This is a genomic window from Moraxella sp. CTOTU47915 (genome assembly GCF_031986685.1).
Classification (GTDB): domain Bacteria; phylum Pseudomonadota; class Gammaproteobacteria; order Pseudomonadales; family Moraxellaceae; genus Faucicola; species Faucicola tetraodonis.
The window spans coordinates 1-12587 of the sequence record NZ_DAMAAE010000023.1 but is presented as its reverse complement, the minus strand read 5'-3'; the positions used below and the strand labels follow the sequence as shown (position 1 = coordinate 12587).

Sequence of the window (12587 nt, the reverse complement as noted above, 5' to 3'; positions counted from 1 at the left end):
GGCACTATCTCTTATTTTTTAGGACTGTGATAGATGGAATGGTCGGATGCTTACTTTTAGTGTGTCTTGTATCATCTTCGTATCCACGATTGTTTAATCATGGACACTATCTCTAATTTCTTATGTGTGGAAAAGATGGGATGGTCGGATGCTTACGATTTATTTGGCTTTATCGTGAAATAAACCTAATAAAAAGGCGCCAAATTGGCGCTGATTTACAAAATCACGAAAAACAATAGGTTTTCGTGATTATCAAGTAAATTTATAATGGTGTAATAACTAACAGAATTTATGCATTAATTCCATGATTTGATAGACGGTAATGGATTTTCAATGAGAATCGCTACAATTAACATAGTCTAGATGATGTAAAATTTTTGGCTTAGGCTAAGTACATTTAGTTTACCCTTCTCTTCTATCAAATATTACCGTATGCGTTTCTCTATGAAATTCTATACCTATCTGATGAATGATACGACTGGGTGTTGTGTATTTGTCAGCATAACGCTTCTGTTGTATTTGAGCTAAGGCAGTTCCTTGTGGTTGATCGTTTTTACCATTCACGACTTTAAATTCAAAAATGTAAACGTGGTCTCCAACGATGAGTGTCATGTCGATATTACCAAGACTTGTTGCGTCTTCTGTGATAGTTTGAAAGCCTAAACTGGCAAACAGTGCGTAGAAGACGCTGGCCCAATAGCCTTCGTAATTGGCAATCGGATTATTTCTGTGCCAGTTATGGGGAATGCTACTAAAAAATGCTTGGATAATGCTTTCAATGCCATCAAGATTATGCTGAACAATCGCTTCGTAAAGTTCACTTTGTTTGAGTAACATATCATCTTTGGCATGGGCGATGTATTTTAATAGCAGTGATTCCGATAAGCTTTGTTGTACTTCAATGTTAGGAAATTTTAGGGTATAACGTACACTGGGTTTTAACAGCATTTTATCAATGGTGAGATAACCCGTTTGAAATAGTAAGGCGATGATACTGATATCGCTTATTTCAAATTGTGAGAGGTTTTGACTATCAATAAGTCTACCAATCAGTTGATGGATATGGATGTTTTCATTTAATAGTTTATCCATTAAGAAGGTTGCATTACCTGTTTCTACCCAGTAGTTTTTATAGAGCCTTTGTGGGTTACTTAAAAACAGTAAGACGTCAAATGGGTTATAGACTGCTTCACCTGTCCAATTATAGCCGTTATACCATTTTTTTAACTCTTCAAGATCCACTTTATCTAATTCTACAGCGAATACGTTTTCAAGCTCAGATTGGGTGTAACCACAAAGCGCTGAGAATCTTTCATCTAAGGTAACATCGTATAGATTATTTAAACCTGAAAATAGATTGATTTTACTAAATTTAGAAACGCCTGTGAGCATGGCAAATTGTATATGGGCATCTTGACCTTTAATCACGGAATAAAAATCCCTTAATTGATTACGGACAATAATAGATTTTTCTGAATTCTGCAAACTGTCTAAAATCGGCTTATCGTATTCATCTATCAATATGACAACTTTTTGCCCTGTTGTTTCATGGCAATGCTGAATGAGTGCTTGAAACCTACCACTAATCGTTTTTAAGCTATTAGTAATACGCCATCTTTCTTCTAAAGCCGTTAAAATGTCCGATAAAGCAAGAGATAAGTCATCGTAACCTTCTATACCGCCATCAAAGCTAATGCGAATAACAGGATAGGATTGCTCCCATTGCCAGTGATGTTCAGCATATAATCCAGTGAATAGCGCCTTGTTACCTGCAAATATTTCAGCAATAGTATCAAGGGTCAGGCTTTTGCCAAACCGTCTAGGTCTTGATAAAAAAATATATTTACTAGTATTAATTAGTTCAATAATTTTGGCCGTTTTATCGACGTAATAATAGTTACCTTGTCTTAGTTCGGCTAAATTTTGGATGCCGATAGGAAATTGTTTTTTTACCATTTATTAGATCCCCACTAAGAATCACAAGATAATTTCAATAACTTAATAAACTTATTTCCCAAGAGTAACTTATGTAAGTTATGCATAAAAAGTAAGTTATAACATTTACTAATAGATATAAGTTATTTAAGTTATTTAAGTTATTTAAGTTATTTAAGTTATTTAAGTTATTTAAGTTATTTAACTTTCTTCATTTTTTGTTGCGAGAACTGCTAAATTTAATTGTTCTTCTGAAAGAAAGCTTAGCTGCTGAATCGCTGTTTTGACAATTATCGAACGATTAGCACGAGCGACCCTACTTTTTACAAGTAATTCATCGATTTGATCACTCACTTCTTGGGTAAGTGAAAAAGTTTGGCGAATATATTTAGCCTTCGATTCTTTTTGTAGCGAATGGGTATTCGCCCCACCAATAAAACTATCGACAGAGATATCAGCATTATAACCTTTTTTCTTTAAATCACTTAAACCCATTATACTTCTCCTAAAAACTCTTCGGCAATCGCTACAATTTCTGCGCTAGCCTTGCCATCTGTATCACCTTTGGCTTCAAATACTGTAAATCCATTTTCATCAGCGTCATCATAAATATTACGATTACTGGTGAAATTTTGAAGAGCTGGAATATTAAAGGATTCACAAGCATCTTTAGCATCGGTGATACGCTGGAATTGACTGGGCAAAGTTGGACATTGTGTCATGACGGCTTTTGCTTTTAAATTAGGATTGATGGCTTTTGCCATTTTCACCAGATTTTCCATGTGTGCCAGTGTTTTTAAATCCCGACGTTTAGGTCTAAAAGGCAACAACATATGGGTTGCAACAGTCATAGCAGAACGTAAGGCTTCAGAATCTTGACCACCTGCATCAATGACAATATCTTGATAACGCTTTGACAAATCAATTAGTGTCTGTCTAATATTACCTGAGCATTGCACTGATGGGAGTGTTTTAGAAATTTGGTTTTGCTCCCGCTCTTTTACCCAGTCAGTCGTTGTACCCTGCGGGTCAGCATCTAACAATAAGATGTCTCGATTTCTATTCTGCAAATAAACTGCAATATTTTGAGCTAAGCAGCTCTTGCCTGAACCACCTTTTTCACCGCCAATTAAGATTATCATAAGTTACACCTTTTATTTAAGTTATTAAAGTTACATAACCATTTTAACAGATTTAAGTTACGTAAGTTAATTAATTTATTCAAAATTTTATCATATATAATTTATTGATTTAAATTAATTTTTCACATAGATGTAATATTATTTAATGAAATTACTTACGCAAGTTACTTATTAGCATTAACTTATGTAATAAATTATATGATTAAATAGGACGTATTTCTACCAACTTCTTTCTAATATTTCTTGAATATTTTTAAATTTTTTAACACTAGTAGGGTCTTTTAGTAAGACACGCCAACTATTAAAAACTTCATCATAACTTCTACTATCATTGCTTGCGAGTAAACTACTATTAGCATCTAGAAACTCCTTTTTAAATTTGGCCAATTTATTAATTTGACCATCTGATAGTCCTTTTATTTGCCATGATAGTGCTAGAGGATTTTTTTTCTCTGACTCAAGCATATCAATTGTCTTACCAACAGGTTGCGCAGTTTTTTTAGCTTGAGCTTTTAATTTGAATTTTAGCTCAAGATGAGTGAATTTTTTTCCCGTTTTTACAAGTTTATATTCAACATTAATTTTAGTTTTTTCATTAATTTCATTGACTGCAGTTTCAATAACTCGTACTTTCAAATCTTTGGTTGCAGGGTATTTGTCACCAAGATCAAGAAACTCTCTTAAATCTTCAATTGTGATTTTTCGAAACCCTGTATCTTTAAATTGCATGAGTAATTCAAAGAATCTAATACTATACGAGCTACTAAGCCCTGCAATATCTTGTTTTAAATATTGGGTAAAATTAGCTGATAAATTGCTCAAATAGGGCAAAATTGATTTACTAAATCTAAGAACCACAAAATGCTGATTATTAGGCATTTTAGTTGGTTGTAATCCTAAACTTTGAGCAAGTTTAATCATACCTTCGCCAGTTCCAACTCCCATATCCTGTACCCAGCGAGTTTTTAGTACATCGTCACCTACTTTTAATACAATAGAACGTTCATACAAACGTTCAGCCGCTTCACGCATTTCTCTATATGCAGTTTTAGGATGCACACCCATTTCAATAAAATCGCTGACTTCGACGGTATAGACCTCTTCATCTTGAACTTCCACACCTTTAGGTATTTGAGAAATTGCAGAGAGAATCAAGCGTTGTTCATTTGCAGTTAAGTGATAACTGGCAGTAATAACTACATTAGATTTCACAATTAGATCATTACTCATGGCAAAATTCCAATAATTAATAGGACACAAAATATCATAGTCCCATTAAAGTAGTCAATCCGTCCCATTAAAGTAGTCAATCCGTCCCATTAAAGTAGTCAATCCGTCCTATTAAAGTAGTCAATCCGTCCTATTTACGTCCTCCAAAACCGGGCTACATCAGGCATACAGATGGTCTACAAACCTTTAAAAACTATAAAAACCTAAAAAAGAAATTTTTTGTTTTTAAAATTTTATATATTTAAACGTTGAAATTCCTGTAAGTGGAATAGCCAAGCAGCAAGATTGGCAGATGAATCGAGAGTTTTTAAGCCCCAGCTATACCACCAAGCTATCAGATCTACTCAAAGTGCATTAGTGCGAGTTTGCTAACGGCTGTTAATAAATCCATGTTAAAAGAGAAACCCTGATGTGTGCCAACTTTCAACCCATTAGCGCTACGCAAGCGCCGTTATTTACCAATCAACAGCTCAGCTTTGCCGTCAAACAGGATATTTACTCAGGCTATAAAGCCCCCTTGCTATTTGCTAACCTCTTATCAAATACGAGGGGTGATCCTGCCGAGTGGCACTCAGCCATGTTTGGAATGGTGCCTAAATGGGCCTAAGATATCGATATTGCCAAGCACACTTATGATGCCCGTAGAAACGGTGATGGAAAAACCGAGTTTTAAACATGCTTGGTACAACAATCAGTTTGCGTTAATTCCGGTACAAACCATCTATGAGCCGTTTACCGTAGCCGCTTTATATGAAATTGTTAAGATAGGGGAGCAAATCGTTCGCTCCATGACCATGCTGACCACCAATGCCGATAATCATCCTTTCATGTTACAATTTCACAAGCCTGAAGATGAAAAACGCTCGATTGTGGTGATTGAACCTGAACATCGCCAGGATTGGCTCAATATGCATCATGAGGACGCGTTTGAGCTACTTAAACCGATGGGTGCTGGGTATGTAGCGGAACATCTGCCAAAGCCGAAAAAACCGCTTAAAACGGCGCAAATGGATGTGTTTAATGGCTAGGGTAGCGATTATATGACTGACTTACATCCATGATTGATTAATTTAATGACTTCAACCCCAATGACAGCAGATACGCAATCTCAAATCGATGCCATCTTTAACCAAGTTGTCCAGTACAACCAACAGTACGATACCAGCAAACCCTTATTCTTTGATACTGAAACCACCGGTGGCGGCAGGAATGATCAAATCATCGAAATTGCGTTTTGTGATAGTGATCGACATGTGATTATCGATACGCTGATCTATACCGATAGAACGTCTAGCCCAGGCGCATTTAAGGTGCATGGTATTTATCCTCATGAGCTGATAGGTAAGCCTACCTTTATTGATATTCAACCCGCGATTGTACAGTTGCTCAAAGGAAGAACCCTGTATGCTTACAATGCCAGCTTTGATATTCGTATGATGCGGCAATCGGGTCATAAGCTTCGCTTGCAGCAAGTTGAAGTAAAATGCCTGTGTAAGCAGTTTGCTGATTTTATCGGGCAATACTCACCGTATTTTAAAGCCAATCGTTATTTTAGCCTAAGCAAGGCTATGACCCACTTTGGGGTAGAACATAGCAATGCGCACCGCGCTAGACCCGATGCGCTAGCCTGTGTAACGGTATGGCAGGGGATGATGGGAAGTCATCATTGGGATTATTGAATGACGTATCATATTAAAATACAGCTATGTAGTAGGGAACAGAGCAACCTAATTAATAAGGTTGCTCTTTTTTATTGTGCTGGGATTCGTCATCATCTACATACAAAATAATATCACCTGGTGCGCAATCTAAATACTTACATAATTTATCAATGGCATCGATATCAATTTTTATCACATCATTGTTATACAAACGATAAAGGGTCGAACGACTTATATCCAAATCTCTATCAATATCGGCAACTTTAAGTCCACGTTGTGCCAATAAAACAGGCAAATTTATCTTTATCACAATAAAATCCCTAAAAATGAAAATAAATAATTGATTTAGGAATAAAATAATATTAATATAGTTCCTAAATTAGGGAATAAATTTTATTTTTAGATATAAATTCCCAATTTCAACTATTATCCCATACTTGAGATAATTTTCCAATCGAACAACAAAAAATTCAAGGAGCACAAAAATGCACCTAAACCCCGTCATCCAACACCTCTATGACCAACTTGACCAAAGAAAAAACCGCCAACAGCAAATTAATAAGCTTACAAGCCAACTAATCAAAGAACAGCGGATACAACCAGGTGACAACCTTTACCTGTTTCTAGGACTCATCAAACGCTGCAACAACACCCAAGCCATTCAAACATGGATTTCAGAAATATTAGACGAAATAGACGTAAACGACGACCAAGAAAAATACCAACAGCTTGAACATAAATTTCTAAAACTTATGCCAGAAATAGCATAGAACAAGTCCCCTTAACAACCGCTAAAATCACAAGCCTAACCTAAAGAAAGGAAAATCATATGGGCTACAAATACCTTGCAAAAAACCACATCAGTGAACAACAAACCATCATTGTGCGTGACTAATTTGAAACCCCACTAGAGACTCACGGCAATCATTTAGATCACATCACACATATCTGTCAGTATTACAACATCAGTGCACCGTTACTAAGCATAATGGTCAGCCACTTCAAAATCTATGACACCCAAACCCACTGTAGAGAGTGCAACATCATGCGACAAATCTACGAACCGACCTATAACTATCAGAACCAAAAATTCAATTGGATATGCGATGACTGTCATCAATTCATTCAACAGCAATCCAATCGCAGTTTTTCATTGGCGCAATATTATAATGAAGACGATGACTGTCCCTTCTAAAAAAATCATACCCCCATCTAAAAACCTAAAAAAATAAAGCGACATACAATAGACCCTGTCGCTTTTTACATACTATATTCCCTGGTAACAACGACACCCATTAAACTATCCTAATCTTTAGGATCGCCATTCTTCACATCATTTTGTAAAAAACCACTAACCCACTCTTTATCCTTTTCATTCAAATTTTCATCAGCAAGCATCAGATTTAAAAAATCAGACAAAGAAATCGTAGCTTTATTTTCCGGTAACTTTTTTAACGACTCAATAATTACTAAACCAAAACGTCGATAGCGATTTTCAATAACTTGTTTCTTTTCGTTTTCATGCATTTGCAAGGCCAGTTTGGCTTTTTTCTTAGTTTCACGAGCAGTAATTTTAGCTTGCTCAAAACCAAGCAATAATCTTAATTTTCTTACATCTGAATCAGACAATAAAGCTTTCTGAAATAGTGTCAACATTAACAGTTGCTCATCCGCTAATCTTTTAGACTTAGCAACCTTAGCCTCAAATTCCCTAACCAATCTATCCAATAACTCATTTTCTGAATTAGTTAATTCGTTTTTCATAATAAACTCATATAGTTACTACATAATACCATTATAAAAACATCCAGTAAAAAGTCAAAGAAAAACTACTTGCAAACATAAACAATGCTCGTATAATTAAATAGATTACCTTGAAGCAAAAAATCTTCTGAGCCAGCAATGCCAGAGTTACCAAATTTGCTATGCAAATTCGGTAATCTGGCGCTGGCAATTGTGGGCAATGCCCCCTCTTGACACCCCCGTCGTCTCCTATTTTGATTTCCCGATAGTTAATCAAAAAGCGGAGACGATTAAAAACCCTTTGTGGGCTATTTGAATCTTATATGTTATCGATGAATGAAGAACAACAATCAATACCTAATGAGAAAATTAAACGCCAAAGTCGTTTAAATCTTAGACTCAGTGATAGCGAATTTGAAATGGTGCAAAGCAAAGCTAAAGGATTTGGTTTGCCCTTAGCTAAGTTTGTGCGTGTGTGTCTATTAGACTTACCTAAACCTATAAAACGTACCCATGATTTACCAATCGTTAATCCGGATTTGTATCGTCAGTTAGTGAGCATTGGTAACAACATCAATCAATTGACGCGTTATGCACATACCGCTTCACTAGACCCTAAGAAAAATTTGGATGTGTTAGAACTAGCTTATGCCCTACAAAGAATTGCCAATGAGTTAGAGTTATTACGTTTAGAGCATAGCCTAACTAAAACGCAAATTATTGAAAATGAAGCGGTAGATATGAATGTGGCTGTTGATGAAACCAAGTAACTAAAATCAGTAACTAGGCTCAATAATTTTATGGCAGAGAGAAAATGTTAGTTCGGTTTTTTAACCATGGTAAAGTCAAAAAAGGATTTGCAACCAGGTCGGGTGGCGGTGGCGATGTTCAATCATATTTATTATTTGAGAGAAATGATAAAACTAAACCCCGCGAAGGGGCTCGTTTAATCTATGGAGATGATGCAGTTACCACGGAAATTATTAATGGTATTAAAAATAGTAAGCTTTACACCTCTGGAGTATTATCATTCGCACCTGAAGAATCGATAACTGATACGCAAAAAATTGAAATCATAGAATCGTTTGAAGCCAATTTATTTCCTGGCATGACTCGAGGTGAGTACAGTGGCTATTGGGTCGAGCATGTTGATAAAGACCGCCAAGAATTGCATTTTGTATTTGCAGATATTCATTTACCGACGGGTCGGTCGTTAACGGTTTATTACCATCATAAAGATTTAGATTTGGTGGATAGTTGGAAGGATTTGATCAATTTCGATTATGGCTTAGCCGACCCCAATGATGCTAACCGTCAGCGTGTTTATCGGCTTAAAGGCTATGAGTATGCCCATAAAAAAGTGCAAGACAAACAGATATTCGCTGAACAAAATAGTGCGTCGTTAGGTAAGTCAGCTAAAGCTAGCACTAACAAAGTATTTATCGAAGAAGAAATTGCTCTGCATTTGGTTGAAACGATTGCGAGTGATAACAGTATTGAATCTCATGAAGATGTGGTACGCCTAATTGGTGAGATGTTTGAAATTACTCGTATTGACAAAAAAGGCAAATCGATTTCGATTAAAAATCCAAACGGTGGCAGAAATATAAAATTAAAAGGGATGCTATATGAGCGAGCGTTCACAAGATCTAGTCTCGAAAATTTTAGAACAACAAAAACAAAAGAACCTGCAACTCGAGCAAAACTTGCAGAACTTAATGAACAAGAGGTTGGACGACGCCTTCGTCGACTTCAACAGCGCTTTAAACAATATTATGAGTCGCATCGAGAGCTCGGGCAACAAGTTGATCAACAACTTACTGAGCCAGGCTACACCTCTGATCGACGACCAAGTGACAACAGCCAACCAGAACCTAGTGCAGTCAATCAATCAGTTGGAGCAAACTCAGCAGATGCTGAGCAAAACAACCGAACAAATGCAGCTGACCAATCAGCAAGTGGGAATGTTACAGACACAGATTTTAGAGAGTCAGCACCAAAGCCAAAAGCTTTTCAGCGAATACGCCGACAATCTAGTCGAGCAAGCCAAGACCCATATGATGCAGAGCGAGAAGGTGTATCAGCGCTTTTACCAAGCCCAAGCGCAAAAACAAGCGAACCTGAAAGTCAAGGCAATGATGATTGGGATGATTACCTTCGTTTTAGCCTTGATTCCAACGCTAGTAATGCTGGGGATGATCTATTACTCAAGACACTTGATGAGCCAACAGCAACAGCAATTGGCTCAGGTGGAACAATCGATAGAACAACAACAACAGCAGTTGGCGCTGATTTCAGCGAAAATTCAGCAGACACCGGCCGAGGCACGAGCATTAACGATGGTGACCGTGTTACCCAACGACCAAGATCCCAAGCAAATGCTGATTATTCCCAAAAATCAACAGCAAGTGAAATTTGGTTTAAATCCCAAAAGGCAATTGGTGTTACAGATAGCGCCAGAAGGATCAAATTAAAACGGGCAGCAAAGCAGCAAGGAATAACCCATGACCCTACCTATCAGTCCAAGCGAGCTCATCACACAAAGCTTACAAAAATTGTCGAACGATTTGCACAGCCAAATGACCGAGCAAATCAACCAGGCAGTCCAGAATCTACAAACACAGATGAGCGAAACACTTTCTCAATTGATACCAGACTTGCTCGATCAGCTTATACCGATTATCGAAGAAGAAATCCAAGACCGTCTGCAGCCGCAGCTAGCGAAGATGGAGACCTACTTACAAGAATTAAAGACCACCAATCAACAGCAGCTAAAAATGCTAAAATTAGGCAGGGAAGAATATCAGCTCTTACAAGACAAAATGCAACAAGCCTTGAACCAATTAGACAGTATACAGCCAATCGACGACAACGAGTTCAAACAGTTACTAAAGGACTTGGAAAATTCAATCATTACCTTACAGCGCAGCAACACCATGCAGAACAAAGATCTGAAGTCCTTAATCACGCTAATCAAGGACTTAGCGCCTTTAAAGACGGATATGAAGAACTCACTAGCGCATTTCACTCAGCAGCAGAAAGTTTTAGACAATTCACTCAAGCAGTTTCAACCCTTGCTGATGCGATAGGTGATTTATTTAAACGTCGCTTTGATGAGTTAAAGCGAAAAGCAATGACTTATGCTAAAGCAGGGCGGCTATATGAAACCTCTGAAGATGGATCCAAAGGCGCACAAGCCACGACCGAACAAGTTCAGCAGTTTGTTGATAGCCATTCGCCTAATATGAGCGGATTCACACAGTTAACTGAGAATGTTAAAAGGTGGGAAGAACAGGCGCTTAACAATGAACCATCTGGACCAAGCTTTGGACCATAAAGGGTCTTAGTTATCAAAATAGCGATTGTTACTGGGTAACAAGCAAAAAATTAAATGTTTAATAGCAATCGAAAGCCAAAATGCTATATGTATTATTGAAAGGGTTACTCGGCGTTGATAGATAGATAGCGTTGTGAGTTAAATTTGCGCAGCGCCTCTATAGTTTCCGTCAAACTGATTTCATCCTTAAAATAGCGTTCCACAATCGCATGCATTTCAGGCGGCGTTTCAAAACCAGAAAACGCACTGCTATTACAAACAAACTGCCAGTTTCTACGGCGCCGCGCTTCGGTTGCTGCATCAATCATAAAATATCTCAAGTCGGTTTTTTAATGGTGATTATTTTAAATCTGAAAATTTATTTTGCAAAGGATTAGTCTTCATACTTGCCTTTTTCTCGTTATTATTCATTTTAAAAATCAAAATATTCTCAGCCAACACATCCTCCGCAAAAAAGAAAGCAGGCGGTACATCCAGTATCTCAGCAATACGAGCCAATGTCTGTAAATCAGGCAAGTGTATGCCTTTTTCATAACGATTAATGCGGGTACTAGCGACAAACTCATCCAATCCTATCGCAATGCCTAATTGTTCCTGAGTGAGTTTTTTAGCTTTTCTGGCTTGTTTAAACCGTGTTGTAAAAATCGCCTGTAAATCCATAGCTTATTCCCAGATTAAAGCTACGAATTTCGTATATTTTCTTTGATTTTTTACTACGTATATCGTAGTATTTTACAAACACTCGTTTTCTTTTATTGAGGAGTTAGGATGACCGTTCAAATCATCCCAGTTAATGATGATAAAGCGCCCGTATTTGACCATAAGGGTATCTTTAAAAAAATAGCCTTACGCAGTGTATTAATCCCTATTCCGTTAGCCCTATTGATATGGCTAATCTCAGGACGCCGAGAATTCTTTTCTTGGTATTTTTTATTTATGTTTCTAGTATTTGTGATTAATACTTGGCTGGTTAAAACCAAAATGATTTTGTCTAAAGGTCGCAATATGGTGCAACCCATCCATGACTACTATAAACAGCAGATAGTTGCGCAAGTTTTTCATGTGGATTATGAATCACCTGGTATTTTAATTGACGATACTGCCAAGAAAATTGCTTTTACCATCGATCCTGAACGTAAACCACAATACATGATTTGTGATTATGGCGATATTCAAGGCTGGAAGCTGTACCAAAAGGATGTGATTCAACGACGAGATTATCATATTAACTTTGATACAGGTCGTGTCACGGGCGGTAATTATGTGGAGATGACGGCAAATGCGGTGACGGTATTTATTAATTATGCCCCACAACCTCGTCATGGCTTTTGGGTAAGCCATGAACATGAGGCTGAAATGTGGTCAGCACGGTTGAATTCGCTATTAAATGGTCAATAAGCATTTTACTAAACTGTTCTTATAGGGGTCAGCAAAGAATTCGGACCATATAGCACGCTAAGGAATTTCATCGATTAATAGATGTATGAGCTATGCTGAAGAAACCGTACAAGTAAACTTGGTAAACTAAGCGTATTAATC

Annotated in this window: 15 protein-coding genes and 1 pseudogene; 8 read left to right on the top strand and 8 right to left on the bottom strand. The window is 37.2% G+C overall.

Going from position 1 to position 12587, the window contains the following annotated elements; all coding sequences use genetic code 11:
• Positions 1-402 precede the first annotated feature (402 nt).
• The 4 genes from RTL34_RS11090 to RTL34_RS11075 all read right to left on the bottom strand — a co-directional run bounded on the left by RTL34_RS11090 (position 403) and on the right by RTL34_RS11075 (position 4307).
• A complete protein-coding gene (locus RTL34_RS11090; RefSeq protein WP_219332449.1) occupies positions 403-1956 on the bottom strand; it encodes an ATP-binding protein in 1554 nt (517 codons plus the stop codon).
• Between the two features lie 180 nt (positions 1957-2136).
• Positions 2137-2430: a hypothetical protein gene (locus tag RTL34_RS11085; protein WP_060995181.1), complete on the bottom strand. Its 294-nt coding sequence runs from the start codon at positions 2428-2430 to the stop codon at positions 2137-2139.
• The gene (locus tag RTL34_RS11080) at positions 2430-3077 is read right to left on the bottom strand and encodes an AAA family ATPase (RefSeq protein ID WP_060995182.1); all 648 of its coding nucleotides are present in this window, start codon (positions 3075-3077) and stop codon (positions 2430-2432) included. The genes RTL34_RS11085 and RTL34_RS11080 overlap by 1 nt, the downstream gene beginning before the upstream one ends.
• A 219-nt stretch (positions 3078-3296) precedes the next feature.
• Positions 3297-4307 carry a replication initiation protein gene (locus RTL34_RS11075; protein WP_062335255.1) on the bottom strand — a complete coding sequence of 337 codons (1011 nt, stop codon included), beginning with the start codon at positions 4305-4307 and terminating at the stop codon, positions 3297-3299.
• A 235-nt stretch (positions 4308-4542) separates the two neighbouring features.
• On the opposite strand from RTL34_RS11075, the gene RTL34_RS11565 reads away from it, so the two are divergent.
• From RTL34_RS11565 to RTL34_RS11065, 3 genes and pseudogenes are all read left to right on the top strand, one after another.
• The gene (locus RTL34_RS11565; RefSeq protein ID WP_404932312.1) at positions 4543-4665 is read left to right on the top strand and encodes a DUF4113 domain-containing protein; all 123 of its coding nucleotides are present in this window, start codon (positions 4543-4545) and stop codon (positions 4663-4665) included.
• A 51-nt stretch (positions 4666-4716) separates the two neighbouring features.
• Positions 4717-5335: pseudogene (locus tag RTL34_RS11070) on the top strand (SOS response-associated peptidase family protein).
• A gap of 45 nt (positions 5336-5380) precedes the next feature.
• A complete protein-coding gene (locus tag RTL34_RS11065) occupies positions 5381-5986 on the top strand; it encodes a 3'-5' exonuclease (protein ID WP_312116930.1) in 606 nt (201 codons plus the stop codon).
• A 52-nt stretch (positions 5987-6038) separates the two neighbouring features.
• Here RTL34_RS11065 and RTL34_RS11060 read toward each other — a convergent pair whose 3' ends face one another.
• Positions 6039-6278, bottom strand: coding sequence for a helix-turn-helix domain-containing protein (locus RTL34_RS11060; RefSeq protein WP_040403339.1), 240 nt, complete (start codon positions 6276-6278; stop codon positions 6039-6041).
• A 175-nt stretch (positions 6279-6453) separates the two neighbouring features.
• On the opposite strand from RTL34_RS11060, the gene RTL34_RS11055 reads away from it, so the two are divergent.
• Together RTL34_RS11055 and RTL34_RS11050 are read left to right on the top strand one after the other, a co-directional pair.
• Entirely contained in the window at positions 6454-6738 is a 285-nt protein-coding gene (locus tag RTL34_RS11055) for a hypothetical protein (RefSeq protein WP_312116928.1), read from the top strand.
• 275 nt (positions 6739-7013) lie between these two features.
• A complete protein-coding gene (locus tag RTL34_RS11050) occupies positions 7014-7163 on the top strand; it encodes a hypothetical protein (RefSeq protein WP_312116926.1) in 150 nt (49 codons plus the stop codon).
• A 110-nt stretch (positions 7164-7273) separates the two neighbouring features.
• Here the strand turns inward: RTL34_RS11050 and RTL34_RS11045 are convergent, their stop codons facing one another.
• On the bottom strand, positions 7274-7732 hold the full coding sequence (locus tag RTL34_RS11045) for a hypothetical protein (RefSeq protein WP_312116924.1): 459 nt from the start codon (positions 7730-7732) through the stop codon (positions 7274-7276).
• 311 nt (positions 7733-8043) lie between these two features.
• On the opposite strand from RTL34_RS11045, the gene RTL34_RS11040 reads away from it, so the two are divergent.
• Together RTL34_RS11040 and RTL34_RS11035 are read left to right on the top strand one after the other, a co-directional pair.
• On the top strand, positions 8044-8481 hold the full coding sequence (locus RTL34_RS11040; RefSeq protein ID WP_312116922.1) for a plasmid mobilization protein: 438 nt from the start codon (positions 8044-8046) through the stop codon (positions 8479-8481).
• 44 nt (positions 8482-8525) lie between these two features.
• Entirely contained in the window at positions 8526-11048 is a 2523-nt protein-coding gene (locus tag RTL34_RS11035) for a relaxase/mobilization nuclease domain-containing protein (RefSeq protein WP_312116920.1), read from the top strand.
• Positions 11049-11152: 104 nt separating this feature from the next.
• Here RTL34_RS11035 and RTL34_RS11030 read toward each other — a convergent pair whose 3' ends face one another.
• A complete protein-coding gene (locus RTL34_RS11030) occupies positions 11153-11356 on the bottom strand; it encodes an antitoxin VbhA family protein (RefSeq protein ID WP_312116918.1) in 204 nt (67 codons plus the stop codon).
• Positions 11357-11387: 31 nt separating this feature from the next.
• Entirely contained in the window at positions 11388-11708 is a 321-nt protein-coding gene (locus RTL34_RS11025) for a helix-turn-helix domain-containing protein (protein WP_062335241.1), read from the bottom strand.
• 108 nt (positions 11709-11816) lie between these two features.
• On the opposite strand from RTL34_RS11025, the gene RTL34_RS11020 reads away from it, so the two are divergent.
• Positions 11817-12446, top strand: coding sequence for a hypothetical protein (locus tag RTL34_RS11020; protein ID WP_062335239.1), 630 nt, complete (start codon positions 11817-11819; stop codon positions 12444-12446).
• Positions 12447-12587 lie beyond the last annotated feature (141 nt).